The sequence below is a fragment of the Prauserella oleivorans genome (assembly GCF_042685745.1).
Classification (GTDB): domain Bacteria; phylum Actinomycetota; class Actinomycetes; order Mycobacteriales; family Pseudonocardiaceae; genus Prauserella_A; species Prauserella_A oleivorans.
In genome coordinates, this window is sequence record NZ_JBHUNT010000001.1 from 1,071,578 (window position 1) to 1,086,550 (window position 14,973).

The following is a 14,973-nucleotide window of genomic DNA, read 5'->3' on the forward strand; positions in this document are numbered from 1 at the left end:
TTGCTCCGGCCCGGGCGCGACCGCCCCTTCCCGGTACAAGGAAAGGAGAAGAATGAGCTCTCGAGATCGGTCGCGAACCTCATTGCTCAGCGTCTTCGGCGACCGCGGCGGCAAGGCCGTGCGGTACATGGTGGTGGGCGCGGCCATCGGACTCGGCATCACCGGGGTGAACGTGGTCGTGCCCGCCTCGGACTCCCCCGGCGCGGGGGCCCCGGTCGCCGTCCATCAGGCGGGGCAGGCCGACGTGGCTGGTCAGGCCGCGCCGGCGCAGCAATCGGCCGGCCTGCTGGGTACTGGCAAGGCGCAGCAAAAGCAGGACATGGTGGACCTGGGCGACGGGACGAAACTCGCCGCGTGGGAGATGAAGGACGGCGTCAAGGAGTTCGTCCTCACCGCCGCGCCCATGCAGTGGCAGGCCGAGCCGGGCGGGCGGGTCTTCGACGCGTTGTCGATCAACGGGCAGATCCCGGCGCCGACGATCCGTGTGAACGAGGGCGACAAACTCCGGTTCGTCGTCAAGAACGAGATGCCGCAGCCCACGGCCATCCACTGGCACGGCATGGATCTGCCGAACAGTCAGGACGGCGTGCCGCACCTGACCCAGCATCCGATCGCCCCGGGCGAGACGTTCACCTACGAGTGGACGGCGATCAGCACCGGGACGCACTGGTACCACTCGCACATGCACGGCGACCAGGAGGGCCGCGGGCTCTACGGTTCGCTGGAGGTGGTGCCGCGGCTCGGTGAGATCCAGTCCGACCGCGACTACCGCATCATCATGGGTGACGGACCGCTCGGCTTCGTGTTCAACGGGAAGAGCTTTCCGGGCACCGCGCAGCTGCGCGGCGCCGTCGGCGAGCGGATCCGGCTCCGGCTGATCGGCGCGGGCCCGGAGATGGTCCACTCCATCCACGTGCACAGCGGCTTCTTCGAGGTCGTCGCGCAGGACGGGCATCGCAAGGCGATCCCGGAGCGCATGGACACGATCACGGTCAGCGTCGGCCAGACCTACGACGTCATCTGGGTCCCCACCCGGCCGGGCAAGTGGATGATCCACTGCCACGTGTTCTCACACTCCGAGACCCCGAACGGCATGCAGGGCATGGTCTCGATCGCCAACATCGAGCCGGCCACGGCCCGCCTGCCGTCGATCCCGGGCATCACGAGCACCGGGTGACCAGCCGGGGTGCCGGCCGGTTCCCGGCCCGTCCGGCCGGCACCCCACTCCCGCGCCCCACCACGACGAGAAGGAGAACCATGTCCGCGAAGACGTCCCGCACCGGGCGCCGTGCCGCACTGGTCGCCGGACTCGGCATCGCCGGCGCGCTGCTGGCCCAGCCCGTCGCCTCGGCCCACGTGTCGATCTCGGCCGACGACCCGGTCGCCGGCGAGCACACCATGGCCACCTTCCGCGTTCCGAACGAACGTGACGACGCCTCGACCGTGCGGGTCGAGGTGACCTTCCCCGAGGACCACCCGCTCGCGTCCGTCAGCCCCCAGGCGGTGCCCGGCTGGACGATCACCGTGAACAAGCAACCCCTGGATGCCCCGGTCGAGTCCGGGCACGGCACGACCGTGTCGGAGGCGGTCACCTCCATCGTCTGGGACGGCGGCGAGATCCCGCCGAACCAGTTCCAGGCGTTCCCGGTGCGGCTCGGGCCGCTTCCCGAGGGGGAGCCGACACTGGTGTTCAAGTCGCTGCAGACCTATTCGGACGGTGAGGTCGTGCGCTGGATCGACACCGAGTCGCCCGGCGGCGGCGAGCCCGAGCATCCGGCACCGACACTGACCGTGGAACAGTCATCGGCCGCGGCCTCCGAGTCCGCTGTGGACGGACCAGACACCGCCGCCCGGGTGCTGGGCGGCGCCGGATTGACGGCGGGACTGGCAGCGCTGGCCGTGTCGGTGGCCCGGAGGAAGAAGCCGCAGGCGCCGGTTCCCGTCGTCGAGGCGGAGCGCAAGGAGACGGCGCGACTGTAGGGAGCGGGCGACCATGATGGAAGCGAAGCCGGTGGCCTGCGGCCCGCCCGGAGCCTGGGCCCGGCCGGTGAGCGTGCTGATGCTGCTCGTGCTGGCCCTGCTCGCGGTTCCCGCGAAGGCGTCGGCACACGCGACGCTGATCGACACGACGCCGGGCAACTGGCAGGTGGTCGACACCACACCCGGGCAGGTGTCGATGAGGTTCAACGAGTCCGTCGACAGTGGACTCGCCGACGTGCGCGTGATCGGTCCGGACCGCGGTGAGGTCGCGGGAGTCTCCCAGCCGCGGCATCCGCAGGCCCGCCAGGACGTGCTCGCCGTGACGCTGCCCGGCTCGCTGCCCGAGGGCACCTACACGGTCGCCTACCGCGTGGTGTCGGCGGATTCGCACCCGGCGCAGGGCGCGTTCGCCTTCAGCATCGGCACGGTGACCGGTGGACTCGCCGCGGGCGCCGAAGCGGAAAGCGCTGGCGCGAACGGTGCCGGCTCGGTGAGCTACGGCATCGCCCGCTGGCTGGCCTTCGCGGGCCTGGCGCTGCTGATCGGCACGGCGTTCTTCGCGGCCGTCTGCTGGCCGGGCGGAAGCGCGCGCGTCGGTGTCACGCGACTGCTGGTGGCCGGCTGGGTGACGCTGGTGGTGGCGACGGTCGCGTCGTTCGTCACCTACGCCTGGTACACGGGCGGATCGCTCGGCTCCACGCTGACGAGCCGGATGGGTCTGGCACTCGGCGCGCGGCTCGTGCTGCTCGCCGCGATCGGGATCGGGTTGCGGTACGCCTTCCGGCGCGGCCCGGCCGTGGAGTACCCGCGGGGCCGGGCGCGGGCCGGCGCTGCCGTGCTCGGCACCGGCGCGGTGCTGGCGGCGACCTGGAGTCTCGCCAACCACAGTGTCGCGGGTGCGCAGGTGGCGCTCGCGGTGCCGGTGGACACGGTGCACCTGCTCGCGATGGCCGTGTGGCTGGGCGGGCTGCCGGTGCTGATGGCCGTGTTGCTGCGCTCCGGCGACGTGCTCGGCATGCGGCTGGCGATCCCCCGGTTCTCGCGGGCGGCGCTGGTGTCCGTGGGTGTGCTGCTGGTGACCGGCACCTACCAGGCATGGCGCCAGGTCGGTTCGCTCTCGGCGTTGTTCGACACCACCTACGGCGGGCTGCTTGCCGGGAAGGTCGCGGTCGTCGGCGTGCTGGTCGGCCTCGGTGTGCTGGCCCGGAACTGGGTGCGCAGGCACTACGCCATCGAACCGGTGACCATCATCGAGAAGCGGCGCGCCCGGCGCGGACCGGACCGCCGGGAGATCAGCCGGTTCCGGTGCCTCGTCGCCGTCGAGGCCGGGCTGGCCGCGGTGGTCTTGGGCGTCACGGCATCACTGGTGAGTGTCGAGCCCGCCAGAGCGGAGCTGGCCCGCGAGGCGCAGGCGGCCAAGCTGCCGGAACGCACCGGCCCGGTCAACGTCGTGCTGCCCTTCGACGCCGGCGGCAAGGCGGGCAAGGGGCAACTGGCGGCGACGCTCACCCCGGGCGCGCTCGGCCGCAACGAGGTACACCTGTCCGCACTCGACGGCACGGGTATGCCCAGAGATGTCGCGGAGATGAAGGCCGAGTTGGTGCTGCCCGACGGCACCGTGGGCCCGATCCCGGTACAGCTGCGGTTTTTCGGCCGGGGCCACTACATCGGCCCGGAGGTCGTCGTGCCGATGCCGGGGCAATGGGAGCTCGTCGTGACCGTCCGGACCTCCGAGGTGGATCAAGATCTCCTGCGCATCCCGGTGGGTGTGCGCTGATCGTCAACAACCGTTTACGTCCGGCCTCTTGCACAGAAATGGACAGAGCGTATGAATCCCCCCTTGAACATGATTGACGACGACGCGCGCGCCCTGCCCGCCGAAGCGCTCGAGCGGTTGCGGCGCCGTGCGGTTGCGGCTGTCGAGTCGGGCATCCCGCAGTTGCACGTCGCCCGCATGTTCGGTGTGTCGCGCAAGACCGTCGGCACGTGGGTGCGGGCCTACCGCGACCACGGCGAGCAGGCGCTGCGCCCGCGGCGCCGGGGCCGCAAGCCGGGCGAGCAGCTCGCCCTCTCGCCCAGCCAGCAGGCGTGGACCGTCAAGACCGTGGTGGGCAGCCCGCCGGACGAGGTCGGCCTGCCGTATCAGCTGTGGAGCCGCCGCGCGCTCGCCGACCTCGTCAGCCGTGAGTTCGGCATCACGCTCAGCACGGCCACGGTCGGCCAGTACCTCTCCCGCTGGGGGCTCGTCACCGACGTCAACCTGCTCGCCCGGATGCGGGAGTCGAGCGTGCCGACGGCGCCGCGAAGCCCCGCGCAGGACGCCGGCCGGATCCGCAGCGACGTGGTGTGGACGGGCTGGACGTGCCCGCGCTCGCCGGTGGAGGCGGACCGGCTCAACACGCTCCTGGCCGTGACCAGCCGTGGCGTGCTGTTGTTCCTGGTGAGCCCGCGGCCCTTCGGCACCGAGCAGCTCGGCGACTTCCGCGAGCGCCTGCGCATGCAGCTCTCCCGCGATGTGCGGCTGGTGATCTGCTCCTGGCCGCTCGAACAGTTCGAGCTGCTCAGCCGCTGGCTCGACGACCGCCCGGACGTGGTGGTGCGCGTTGGCAGGCAGTGAGCGATACGCGGACGAGGACATCACCGACGCGGCACTGCGCGCGGCCGCTGGCGAGCGGGACGCCGCCGAGCGATTCGTCGCCGCCACCCAGGCCCAGCTGTTCCGGCTGCTGAGCCACCTCGCCGATCGGCGGGTCGCGGCGGACCTGGTGCAGGAGACGTATCTGCGGGCCTTCGCGGCACTGCCCGGATACGCGGGCCGATCGCCCGCCCGCATGTGGCTGCTCGCCATCGCGCGCCGCGTCGCCGCCGACCACCTGCGCACCCGCGCGCGACGGCCGGCGACGGTCGGCGCGGACGACGTGCTCGACGGCGGCGTGGCCGCACCGGACCACGGCCGGCTCGTGGTGCTGCACCGGCTGGTGTCCGAATTGGACTCCGAGCGGCGGGAGGCGTTCGTGCTCACCCAGGTACTGGGCCTTTCCTACGCGGAGGCCGCCGAGGTGTGCGACTGCGCGGTGGGCACCATTCGCTCGCGCGTGTTCCGCGCCCGCCGGGACCTCGTGGACGCCCTGCGCACGCCGCTGACCAGCGGCCGGGCCGGCCGGATGTGACGCCTCAGGCCGCCGGCTCCGGCTGGTCGAGCCACCATGCGGCGGTGTCGGGTGGCAGTGTCACCTGGTTCTCGTCGCGGTCGAGGGCGGAGTGCCACCGGCTCGCCACCAGCAGCCGGCCGGGGCGGCGAATCCGCACGGGCGCCGGATCGAAGTTGACGGTGCAGACGAACCCGGGTGCGCGGCAGAAGGCGAGCACCTCGGGTTCGGTGTCGAGCCACTCCAGGCCGGTGTCGGGCAGCCGGTGACGCAGCCGCAGCGCCGTGCGGTAGAGGTTCAACGTCGATCCCGGATCGGCGAGCTCCGCCTCCACCGTCAGCTCCGCCCACTCGCGCGGCTGCGGCAACCACGCAGGCCCGCCGAACCCGAACGGTGGCTCGGCGCCCGACCACGGGATCGGCACCCGGCAGCCGTCACGGCCACGTTCGGTGTGCCCGGACCGTTCCCAGATCGGGTCGGCGAGCACGTCGTCCGGCAGATCGGTGACCTCGGGCAGGCCGAGCTCCTCGCCCTGGTAGAGGTATGCCGAGCCGGGCAGCGCCAGTGTCAGCAACGCGGCCGCCCGCGCCCGGTGCACGCCGGTCTCGCCCCCGCCGAAGCGGGTCACGTGCCGCTGGATGTCGTGATTGGACAGAACCCACGTGTTCGCGGCACCCACGTCCGCGACCGCCGCGAGCGAGTCCTCGATCGCCGACCGGAACTCCGTCGCCGACCAGTGCGCGCCCGCGTAGTGGAAGTTGAACGCCTGGTGCAGCTCGTCCGAGCGCACGTAGCGGGCCAGCCGGTCGGCGTTGCGCACCCACGCCTCGGCCACGCCCATCCGCTCGCCGGGGTAGGAGTCCAGCAGCTTGCGCCACTCGCGGTAGATCTCGTGCACGCCGTCCTGATCGAAGTACGGCAGCTCCCGCTGGGTGATGAAGGCGGCCTGATCGGTGAAGCCGGCGTCCGGCAACCCGTCGGCCTTTACCAGCCCGTGCGCCACGTCCACGCGGATGCCGTCCACGCCACGGTCCAGCCAGAACCGCAGGATGCTCGCGAACTCTGCCCGCACTTCCTCGTTGTGCCAGTTCAGGTCGGGCTGTCCCGGGTCGAACAGGTGGAGATACCACTGGCCGTCCGGCACGCGCGTCCACGCAGGTCCACCGAACAGCGACTCCCAATCGTTGGGCGGGCCGCCGTCCCGGCCGTCCCGGAACAGGTAGCGTTCGCGCGCGGGCGAGCCGGGCTCCGCGGCGAGTGCTTCCCGAAACCACGGGTGCTGGTCCGACGTGTGGTTGGGCACCAGGTCGATCAGCACGCGCAGGCCCATGCGGTGGGCCGTCCGGATGAACGCCTCCGCGTCGGCGAGCGTGCCGAACAACGGATCCACCGACCGGTAATCGGCGACGTCGTAGCCGCCGTCGGCCATCGGCGAGCGGTAGAACGGCGTGAGCCAGACGGCGTCCACCCCGAGATCGGCGAGGTAGCCGAGGCGTTCGCGCGCCCCGGGCAGATCGCCCACGCCGTCGCCGTCGGAATCGGCGAAGCTACGCACGTAGATCTCGTAGATCGCCGCCTTGCGCCACCACGGATCGCCCATACCGCCGGATTACCCGCGTGCCCGACCGGCCAAGCGCTGGCGCCGCACAGGGCAGGCGGTCGTTCGAACCACCGAAGCGGTCAGTCGAGCGGGAGCTCCTCGTCGGTGAGGTAGGGGTGCAGCCCGGGCGCGTCCGTGACGTCGGGGTTCGGCCGGAACCACGAGTTGACGTCCACGTCCTCGCTCGCCTCGTCGTCCTCGTAGAGCGCCTCGTGGTCGCCGTCGGCGAAGGCGTGGTCGTCGAAGATCGCGAGGATCTCGGCGGCGCGGTCCTCGCTCATCACCTCGGCGAGGTCGAGCTCGAGCTCCGCCCGCGACTTGACGATGTGCAGGGCGAGCGCCTCGGCGACGCACAGTGGCTGTGTCCAGTCCGGCTGGGTCAGCCGGTGGCCGAGGATGGCGGTGGTCACAAGGAACTGCTTCGCGAACAGCGCGGTGTAGTGGTGGGCGAACTGCTGCGGCAGCTCGTCGAGCACCCAGAGAGCGTCCGCCTCGTCGGCCGTGGCGTCCTCGTCCTCGAGCAGCTGGATGTCGCTGAACAGCTCGTCGGTGACCATCTCGACCCCGTGCACGAGCGCCCCGGCGACGTAGCGCGCCTCCTCCTCGGTGACGTCGCCGCCGTCGGTGTGCCCGAACGCGGCGAGGTCGAAGGCCCGCAGGTACTCGGCAGCGTCGAGCAGCCGCTGCCTGCGCTCGACGAGCTCGATTTGCGCCTCCGGGCCCGGCTCCTCCAGCCCGTCCGGTTCGGCCTCGGCCGCCAGCGCGCTCTCGAGCTGGTCGTCGGTGGCCGTGACGGCGCAATGCTTGACTTGCCAGCCCTCGAGCAGCTCCGTTTCGTCGAGCAGCTGTTCGAGTACCGACCGGGTGGCGTCCTCGGCGAACACGAGGGCGGGCGCGTCGAGCAACCAGCTCACGTTCGCGCCACCGAGGTGGGCGTGCACGGAGTGTTCGACAGGGGTGATCTCCACGCCGTCGGGCCCCTCGATCGCCGCGAGGCGGCTCAGCCTGCTGTCGAGCAGCGCGACGACCCCGACCTGCTGGAGCGCGTCCAGGTCGGGGCTGTTCGCCGGCGTGGTGAGCTCGGCCGACAGTTGGTACTCCACGTTGCGAAGTGTGGCACGCCCGAGACGGTGTCAGCTCGCCAGCCCGAGTTTGGCCAGCTCGGCGCGGGAGGCGACGCCGAGCTTGGGATACGCCTTGTAGAGGTGGTAGCCGACGGTCCTCGGGCTGAGGTAGAGCTTGGCGCCGATGTCGCGGTTGCTGAGGCCGTCGGCCGCGAGCCGGACGATGCGCAGCTCCTGCGGGGTCAGCCTGGCCGTGAGCCCGGTGCCGCTCCCGGTGGTCCGGCTCTCTCCGGTCGCGCGCAGCTCCGTGCGCGCCCGGTCGGCCCACGGCGTGGCCCCGAGCCGCTCGAAGATCGCCAGGGCCGAGCGCAGGTACGCCCGCGCGCGGCTGCGGTGCCGTTCGCGGCGCAGCCACTCGCCGTACAGCAGCTCGGTGCGCGCCCGCTCGAACGGCCTGTCCCGGACCCCGAGGTGCAGCTCGACGGCCTTGGCGAACAGCTCCGGCTCCCCGAGCAACGCACGGCAGCGTGTCGCGACGGCCTGCGCCCACACCTGGCCGGTGTCGTTTGCCCAGGTCACGTACTCCGCAAGCGCTTGCGTGCCGCGGTCCGGCTCGCCGGCCCGCACGGCGGCCTCGACGAGGGTCGGCACGGCCTCCAGGGCCTCCAGGCGGTCCGGAGCGGGCGTCAGCGCGGTCAGCCGGTCGAGCGCCGCGTCGTGCCGGCCCAGGCCCAGCTCGAGCACACTGAGAGCCAGTGCGGCCTGCGGCGGGTCCGCCGCGGCCGCGTGCTCGACGGCCTTCGGCTCGTCGCCTTCGAGCGCTGCCAGCATCGCCAGCACGCCCGCAAGCCGTGCCGCGCTGCGCCGCTGGCCAATCTCGCGGGCGAGGTCGAGCCCTTCCGTGGCGGTCGCGCGCGCGTCCGTGTGGTGGCCGAGTCGCAGCTCGGCGCTGGCCAGCAGGGCGAGCGCCTCCGGCAGCACCCCGGTCGCCGCGTGCTGGCGGGCGTCCCGCACCGCGCCCAGGGCCAGTTCGTGTGCGGCCGCGTCGTCGCCGAGCAGCATCGGCCACGCGGCGACCGTGGTCCGGGCGCGTAGCTCCAGCGGCTGGTCGGGGCAGGTCGGTGGCAGCCCGGCAGCCCGGTCGAGCAGGCGGCGCAGCGCGGGTACCGCGTTGGCCACTCGGCCCTCCGCGACGGTGGCCACATCGCGGACGCCCTCGGCTCCCGGCAGCCGGAGCGACTCGGCCAGGGCCGCGGAGCGCGCCGCGGCCGCCGGGTCGCCTGCCTGCCGCGCCGAGTCCGCGGCCCAGAACAGCAGCGTGCCCGCGAGGTCCGGCGCGCGATCGGCCACCGACTCCGCCGTGCCCGCCAGCATGTGGTGCGCGTCGAGCCCTCGGTCCTCGTCGTCGGTGAGGGCGGCGCGGACCATGGCCGACCACCCGGCGCCGAGCGGGTCCGTCAGCAGGGGCGCCGCGCGCGCGGCGAGTTCGCACGCGCGTTCCGGCTGGCCGGCGTCAGCGGCCGCCCGCGCCGCCGCGGTGAGCCGCCTGCCGCGGTCGTGCCGGTCCGGGCTCAGCTCAGCCGCCCGCTCGTAGGCGGCGGCGACCGCGGCGAGGCCTCCGCGCGCCCGTGCGTGTTCAGCACTGCTCTCCAGCGCGGCGGCCACCGCCTCGTCCGGCGCCGTCGCGGCCGCGGCGAGATGCCACGCGCGGCGGTCGGCGTTGGTGTCGTCGGCGGTGTCGAGCACGGCCGCCAGCGCGCGATGGGCGTCGAGTCGCTGGGCGAGCGTCGCGGCGTGGTAGGCCGTCGTCCGGATCAACGGGTGCCGGAAGCCGAGGCAGTTGTCGGTGAACATCAGCAGCTGGGCGTCCTCGGCCAGGCGCAGGTCGTCGAGCGAGGCGCCGAGCCGTTCGGCGGCGGCCAGCACGGTGCCGGTGTCGCACGTTCCGTCCGCCGCGGCGACGAGCAGCACCGTGCGCGCGGAGTCCGGCAGCGCGGCGATCCGGTCGGCGAACGCGCGCCGGATGCGGCTGTGCGGGGCCGTGCCGCACGGCGTCCGCGGATTCCTGCCCATGCGCTCGGTGGCCGTGAGTTCGAGCAGGGCGAGTGGGTTGCCACACGACTCGGCCAGGATCCGGGCGCGGGTGTGGCGCGGCAGGTCGCTCGCGTAGTTCTCGAGCAGCTCGGTGGAGGCGTCGTCGTCCAGGCCGGCGAGCGTGAGCTCCGGCAGGCCCGGCGTCGGCCACGGTGGTGCGTGCAGATCGCGGACGGCGAAGAGCATCGCGATGCGCTCGGAGCCCAGGCGGCGCGCGGCGAACAGCAACGCGGCCGCCGAGGCGTCGTCGAGCCAATGCGCGTCGTCGATCACGCACAGCACCGGCTGTTCGCGGGCCAGCGTGCTCAGCAGTTCCAGGAGCGCGACACCGATGGCGAAGCGGCCGCCCGCGCGCCCGGGCTCGAGCCCGAGCGCGCGTCGCAACGTCCGCGCGTGCTCGTCCGGCAGCCGATCGACCTCGCCGAGCACGGGCCGCAGCAGCAGGTGCAGCCCGGAGAACGCGAGTCCGGCTTCGGCCTCGATGCCGGTCCCGCGCAGGGTGAGCAGGTCGGCGCCCGCGTTCACGGCGTGGTCGAGCAACGTCGACTTCCCGATGCCCGCCTCACCGCGGACGACGAGCACCCGGCCACGCCCGGTCCGCGCCTCGGCGAGCAACCGCTCCAGCCGCCCGAGCTCCTGAGCGCGGCCGAGCAACCGCGATTCGCCTTGTCCAGTCATGACCCCAAGGTTGGAACCTCTACCTTGGTGGAGGTCAAGCCTAGGGCGTGTCCTGTAAATGATCTAGCTGCGGATGGGGTTTGATCTTGTCCGTGGTTGGTCGGGGTGAGTTGACGGATCGGGCCTGGGCGCGGATTGAGCCGCTGCTGCCGGCGGTGTCGGGGCCGGGGCGGCGGTGGCGGGATCACCGGCAGGTGATCAATGCGATTCTGTGGAAGCTTCGGACCGGCGCGCCCTGGCGTGATCTGCCCGAACGGTATGGGCCGTGGAAGACCGCCCATGAGCGGCTGCGGTTGTGGACCAAGGACGGTACCTGGCAGCGGATTCTGGACGAGGTGATCGTCAAAGACGACGCTGTCGGGGACGTGGAGTGGGTGATCAGTGTCGATTCCTCGGTGGTCCGGGCTCACCAGCATGCTGCGGGAGCCCGGAAAAAGGGGGCTGCACGCCCGCCATCGAGGCGATCGCGGTCGACGGCGAAGGACTCGGACGTTCCCGCGGCGGATTGAGCACCAAGATCCACCTCGTGGTCGAGGGACGCGGGCTGCCCATGCGGGTTGTGCTCACCCCGGGGCAGGCTGGTGACAATCCACAATTGGTGCCGCTGCTGGACGGGATCCGTGTCGCTCGCACCGGGCCTGGCCGCCCACGCCGCCGTCCCGAGGTGGTGATCGCGGACAAGGCCTATTCGCACCCCTCGACCCGCCACGCCCTGCGACAACGCCGGATCCGGTTCGTCAGCCCCGAACGCGACGACCAAATCGCCCGCCGCGCCGCGCACGGCTCACGGGGCGGACGCCCGCCCGCCTTCGACGCCGAGTTGTACAAGCAGCGCAACGTCGTCGAACGCTGCTTCAACCGGCTCAAACAGTTCCGCGACCTAGCCACCCGCTACGCCAAACGCGCCGCCTACTACCAGGCAGAACTCACCATCGCCGCCATCATCCTCTGGCTACGATGAATTGCAGGACACGACCTAGGCGGCGTACGGGTGCGTCGCGCGGGCCTCCTTCAGCGCCGTACCCCACCACAGGAGCTGTTCGAGCATGCCCTTCGCGGCCCTCGCGCATGACTCCGGATCACGCGGATTTCCGTTCTCGTCGAAGCGTTCCCAGAAGTTGTGGAAGCTCACCGTGTCGCGCACCGTGGTCGCGTGTAGCTCCGCGAACACCTGCCGCAGGTGCTCGACGGCGCGCAGGCCGCAGCTCATGCCGCCGTAGGACACGAAACCGACCGGCTTGGCGCGCCACTGCTGCGCGTAGTAGTCGATGGCGATCTTCAGCGATGCCGGATAGCTGTGGTTGTACTCCGGCGTCACGATCACGAACGCATCCGCCTCCGCGAGGCGCTCGCCGAGCCGGTCGGCGTCGGGCGAGCCGTCCAGCGAGTTGGGCAGATGCATCCCGGCGAGGTCGACCACCTCGACGTCGAAACCGTGGTGTTTGCGTGCCTCGGCGGCGAACCACGTGGCGGGCACGGGACCGAACCTGTCCTTGCGGGTACTGCCGATGATGACGGCGAGTTTGAGTGTGTTCGACATGCCGACGACGCTAGGGAGAGCGAGGTGTGCCCGGCATCTGTCAGGTGACTGGCTGTCAACGGTAAGTATCACTCGGGTAGTGGTTCCGTAGGCGATGTCCGGTTTCCTACGGTGAAAGCGGAACTGAAGCACTCGGTCGAACGAGGACGGTGATCTGTCATGAGTGGATGCGGTTGCTGCGGTTCCTGCACCGGCCCCAGCTGTGGCTGCTGCGGGAAGTGCTGACTCTTCCCTGACGCCGCCGCGGGCCACGGCTCGCGGCGGCCGGTTCTTCCGGGGCGCCGTATCGTTCCCGGTCATGACGGTGGCTCGCTCGGTGCTGTTGTTCGTGCTCGCCGCGCTCACGTTGATCGGGGGTGCGTGGCTGGTCTGGCAAGGGGTGCGCGAGCATCGCGGCCTGCTGTGGGTGGCGGCAGGCGTGATCTCGCTGGGCAGCTACGGCTTCGTCGCGACTTTCCAGCCGGAGGCGCACTTCGGCCGGATCCTGGCTGCCTACGGCGGGGTGTTCGTCGCCGGATCGCTGGCATGGGGCGTGATCGTGGACAGGTTCCAGCCCGACCGGTGGGACTACTTCGGTGCGGCGCTGTGTCTGGCCGGTGTCGCGATCATCATGTACGCGCCCCGATCTGTCTGATGAGGACGGTCAGGCTGTGCGTGGTCGGCTTGCGCCGGTCGGTCATTCGCTGACCGATTCCGGCCGGCCGACGGAGTGCGGTGACGCCGTTGTCTGATCCCCGGTCAGTGCCTACGGGCGGGTGGCTCGGGGGCTCGCGTCACTCTTCCGGTTCATCCTGGCTCGTTCCGGCTGGAAGTGGTGGCCCGTCGCCGTACTCCCGATGACGTGCGACGGGCTCCGGGTCTGTGGTCGCCAGATCGTGCCGCCCTGCTCCCATACGGCGGTGGTGGGAACCCCCGCATATGTGAGACTTCGCGCATGGGAGAGATCACCGTGGAGGTCGACAGGGCCAGCGTCGGCATGGCTGACGACACGCACCCTCATACGGAAACCTGGCATTTCTCCACCGATAGCTTTGTCGGCGAGATCTTGCTGCATGCTCTCGAGAGCTACGAGCTGCCGAGCAACTACTCCTGGCTGATGGCCGCGCGGCTCGCGCCCGAGGCTGAGTGGCAGGATGTCGCGCTGTTCTCCTGGGATGACTGGTCCACCCGTCAACAACTGAGGCTCTATGTCCTGTTGTACGGGTGGGACAGAACGCTTCGCGAATGGGCGGGCGAGGACAGCACGATCGAAATTTTCTTCAACACTGTCCGCCAGGACACGCCGGAGAACATGCGCAAGTGGTTCGCCTACAGGCGGGGTGGCCCGTCGCCGTTCGAGCGGCGGTGATCGGTACGGTGGCATCCGTCACGGCCCGCTCTCGGGCGGCTTGCGGTCCTGCTCCACCGCTCGGTAAACCACTCCCACGTCCGGCCAGCTGCCGTCGGCAGCTCGGTCCGTGACGCACCTTCGGCGTCGGCGCGGGCCACCGACCGCGACGAGCTGCGCCCGGCGCTGGTCGAGTTCCCGCTTCGGCCTGCGCTTGTCCGGCCGGAGTCGCTGCTTGGCTGGCTGGTACGCCGTGTTGGCGTCGCGCTCGCTGAGCCGGGCGATGTCGTCGAGTTGGCGTCGGTCTGCTTGCCGGGTCATTCGGGTCCCTGCTCGCCGCGACGGTAGTTCCGCGTGGAACGCCTCGCTGCTCATGGCCATCCGGCGGTCGTCGGCGTGCCCGTCCCGATCCGGGCCGCCGCGTAGCTCTCGCCGTCTCGCGTATCTACCGAACGTCCGCGTACTGGCGCCGGCTGTTCACCTGGGGAGGTCCGGTCGCGGCAGCAGCGGCTTGCTGGTGGGCGATGCAGGCTTAGTCGTCCGGTGTCGTGTCGGCGCTGCTGTCCCTCGACCAGTGCCCGGGGTCGCGGTGGCCGGAGACGGCGCTCGGCTGGTCGACGTGTACGCGGGCCTGCGCGACTACCTGCCGACCGGCAGGCCGACATCCGCGTGCGCCGGGGTGTCCCCTGCCGATGTGCGGAACTGGATCAGGACCCACCAGCACGCGCTCGGCACGTGCTGGTTCACGTGCCGAGACCTGCCCGCCGCATGACCCGAATCGTTCTGCTGACGCGGGGCTGCCCACCGGGCTTTGGCGGCCACGCCGTTGGTGATGGGGGTCAGCGCCGTCATCGGGACCACGGTGATCCGCATCGACCTATCGCCGGTGCGGCCCAACCGATTGCCGCTGTGCGCCATCGTCTGCGTAACGGGGGTCCTGATACTCACCAGACCTCGGCTGTGGGAGTGGGAACGCGCGGCGCGCGGTACTCGCGCGAGGGTGGTCGCTGCTGTCGCTATCGTGGTCACCCTGCTGCCCACTACCTCCGTGCTCGTCGTCGTGCCCGAGCTGCCCGATGGCACGCTGTGGGTGTGGGTGCCGGCGAACGCCGTGGCCATGGCCGCCGTCGTGCAACCGGCGACCCACGGTGACCGGAGCGCTGGGAGCGGGAGTGCTGATCGTGGTCGTCTGGCTCAGCGCCTGGGGCCTGCACAACCTCACGCCCGAGCTGGGTCCGTATCTGCCGACCTCCGCTGGCCGGCCGCTGCCGTGCTGGAGATCGTCGCCGCCGCGGTGCACGTCCGGACCGGTAGCACGACGGCGTACCGGCGGAGGGCCGAGTAGGGCGGTACGGGGTAGCCGTCCGGCTGGGTCCCCTGGCAGGCTCACCGCACACCTGAGCCCGGGCGAGAGGCCGGGGCGTATCCGGCTAGACTCCCCGGTGCGGGCCGTTAGCTCAATTGGCAGAGCAGGAGACTTTTAATCTTCGGGTTCTGGGTTCGAGTCCCAGGCGGCCCACCAAAACCCCAGGTCAGAGGGT

14 protein-coding genes and 1 tRNA gene are annotated in these 14,973 nt (G+C 71.4%); 10 read left to right on the forward strand and 5 right to left on the reverse strand.

The genetic code is table 11. From position 1 onward, the window contains the following. Positions 1 to 52 precede the first annotated feature (52 nt). From ACFSZT_RS05335 to ACFSZT_RS05355, 5 genes are all read left to right on the forward strand, one after another. Positions 53 to 1,177, forward strand: coding sequence for a multicopper oxidase family protein (locus tag ACFSZT_RS05335; RefSeq protein ID WP_377393953.1), 1,125 nt, complete (start codon positions 53 to 55; stop codon positions 1,175 to 1,177). Positions 1,178 to 1,257: 80 nt separating this feature from the next. Next, on the forward strand, positions 1,258 to 1,980 hold the full coding sequence (locus tag ACFSZT_RS05340; RefSeq protein ID WP_377393954.1) for a YcnI family copper-binding membrane protein: 723 nt from the start codon (positions 1,258 to 1,260) through the stop codon (positions 1,978 to 1,980). Positions 1,981 to 1,993: 13 nt separating this feature from the next. Further along, entirely contained in the window at positions 1,994 to 3,757 is a 1,764-nt protein-coding gene (locus tag ACFSZT_RS05345) for a copper resistance CopC/CopD family protein (RefSeq protein WP_377393955.1), read from the forward strand. A gap of 69 nt (positions 3,758 to 3,826) precedes the next feature. After that, positions 3,827 to 4,597, forward strand: coding sequence for a helix-turn-helix domain-containing protein (locus ACFSZT_RS05350; RefSeq protein ID WP_377393968.1), 771 nt, complete (start codon positions 3,827 to 3,829; stop codon positions 4,595 to 4,597). Continuing rightward, positions 4,584 to 5,150, forward strand: a complete 567-nt coding sequence (locus ACFSZT_RS05355; RefSeq protein ID WP_377393956.1) for a sigma-70 family RNA polymerase sigma factor — start codon at positions 4,584 to 4,586, stop codon at positions 5,148 to 5,150. Before ACFSZT_RS05350 ends, ACFSZT_RS05355 begins: the two co-directional genes overlap by 14 nt. A 4-nt stretch (positions 5,151 to 5,154) precedes the next feature. Here ACFSZT_RS05355 and ACFSZT_RS05360 read toward each other — a convergent pair whose 3' ends face one another. From ACFSZT_RS05360 to ACFSZT_RS05370, 3 genes are all read right to left on the reverse strand, one after another. Then, positions 5,155 to 6,729 carry a glycoside hydrolase family 13 protein gene (locus tag ACFSZT_RS05360; RefSeq protein WP_377393957.1) on the reverse strand — a complete coding sequence of 525 codons (1,575 nt, stop codon included), beginning with the start codon at positions 6,727 to 6,729 and terminating at the stop codon, positions 5,155 to 5,157. 80 nt (positions 6,730 to 6,809) lie between these two features. Beyond that, positions 6,810 to 7,832 (reverse strand): hypothetical protein, encoded by a 1,023-nt coding sequence (locus tag ACFSZT_RS05365; protein WP_377393958.1) that lies wholly within the window; start codon positions 7,830 to 7,832, stop codon positions 6,810 to 6,812. A 30-nt stretch (positions 7,833 to 7,862) separates the two neighbouring features. After that, the gene (locus ACFSZT_RS05370) at positions 7,863 to 10,565 is read right to left on the reverse strand and encodes a helix-turn-helix transcriptional regulator (RefSeq protein WP_377393960.1); all 2,703 of its coding nucleotides are present in this window, start codon (positions 10,563 to 10,565) and stop codon (positions 7,863 to 7,865) included. A gap of 92 nt (positions 10,566 to 10,657) precedes the next feature. Here ACFSZT_RS05370 and ACFSZT_RS05375 point away from each other — a divergent pair. Continuing rightward, positions 10,658 to 11,526 (forward strand): IS5 family transposase gene (locus ACFSZT_RS05375; RefSeq protein ID WP_377478175.1). Its coding sequence is split into 2 segments (ribosomal slippage): positions 10,658 to 11,023 and positions 11,026 to 11,526, totalling 867 coding nucleotides; the frame shifts between segments, so codons are not numbered across the junction. Between the two features lie 15 nt (positions 11,527 to 11,541). On the opposite strand, the gene ACFSZT_RS05380 is transcribed toward ACFSZT_RS05375, so the two are convergent. After that, complete coding sequence (locus ACFSZT_RS05380) at positions 11,542 to 12,105, reverse strand: NADPH-dependent FMN reductase (RefSeq protein WP_377390030.1); 564 nt, start codon at positions 12,103 to 12,105, stop codon at positions 11,542 to 11,544. A 298-nt stretch (positions 12,106 to 12,403) separates the two neighbouring features. On the opposite strand from ACFSZT_RS05380, the gene ACFSZT_RS05385 reads away from it, so the two are divergent. After that, positions 12,404 to 12,739, forward strand: coding sequence for a YnfA family protein (locus tag ACFSZT_RS05385; protein WP_377390032.1), 336 nt, complete (start codon positions 12,404 to 12,406; stop codon positions 12,737 to 12,739). Between the two features lie 300 nt (positions 12,740 to 13,039). Continuing rightward, entirely contained in the window at positions 13,040 to 13,453 is a 414-nt protein-coding gene (locus ACFSZT_RS05390) for a hypothetical protein (RefSeq protein WP_377390034.1), read from the forward strand. Between the two features lie 18 nt (positions 13,454 to 13,471). Here ACFSZT_RS05390 and ACFSZT_RS05395 read toward each other — a convergent pair whose 3' ends face one another. Beyond that, positions 13,472 to 13,753 (reverse strand): hypothetical protein, encoded by a 282-nt coding sequence (locus ACFSZT_RS05395; RefSeq protein WP_377390036.1) that lies wholly within the window; start codon positions 13,751 to 13,753, stop codon positions 13,472 to 13,474. 253 nt (positions 13,754 to 14,006) lie between these two features. On the opposite strand from ACFSZT_RS05395, the gene ACFSZT_RS05400 reads away from it, so the two are divergent. Both ACFSZT_RS05400 and ACFSZT_RS05405 read left to right on the forward strand, forming a co-directional pair. Beyond that, positions 14,007 to 14,204: a hypothetical protein gene (locus ACFSZT_RS05400; protein WP_377390038.1), complete on the forward strand. Its 198-nt coding sequence runs from the start codon at positions 14,007 to 14,009 to the stop codon at positions 14,202 to 14,204. A gap of 674 nt (positions 14,205 to 14,878) precedes the next feature. Then, positions 14,879 to 14,954, forward strand: a tRNA-Lys gene (locus ACFSZT_RS05405). Positions 14,955 to 14,973: the final 19 nt, after the last annotated feature.

Coding starts and splice junctions, on each gene's coding strand:
- ACFSZT_RS05335 (WP_377393953.1), top strand. CDS start 53: ATGAGCTCTCGAGATCGGTCGCGAACCTCATTGCTCAGCGTCTTCGGC.
- ACFSZT_RS05340 (WP_377393954.1), top strand. CDS start 1,258: ATGTCCGCGAAGACGTCCCGCACCGGGCGCCGTGCCGCACTGGTCGCC.
- ACFSZT_RS05345 (WP_377393955.1), top strand. CDS start 1,994: ATGATGGAAGCGAAGCCGGTGGCCTGCGGCCCGCCCGGAGCCTGGGCC.
- ACFSZT_RS05350 (WP_377393968.1), top strand. CDS start 3,827: ATGATTGACGACGACGCGCGCGCCCTGCCCGCCGAAGCGCTCGAGCGG.
- ACFSZT_RS05360 (WP_377393957.1), bottom strand. CDS start 6,729: ATGGGCGATCCGTGGTGGCGCAAGGCGGCGATCTACGAGATCTACGTG.
- ACFSZT_RS05370 (WP_377393960.1), bottom strand. CDS start 10,565: ATGACTGGACAAGGCGAATCGCGGTTGCTCGGCCGCGCTCAGGAGCTC.
- ACFSZT_RS05380 (WP_377390030.1), bottom strand. CDS start 12,105: ATGTCGAACACACTCAAACTCGCCGTCATCATCGGCAGTACCCGCAAG.
- ACFSZT_RS05385 (WP_377390032.1), top strand. CDS start 12,404: ATGACGGTGGCTCGCTCGGTGCTGTTGTTCGTGCTCGCCGCGCTCACG.
- ACFSZT_RS05390 (WP_377390034.1), top strand. CDS start 13,040: ATGGGAGAGATCACCGTGGAGGTCGACAGGGCCAGCGTCGGCATGGCT.
- ACFSZT_RS05395 (WP_377390036.1), bottom strand. CDS start 13,753: ATGACCCGGCAAGCAGACCGACGCCAACTCGACGACATCGCCCGGCTC.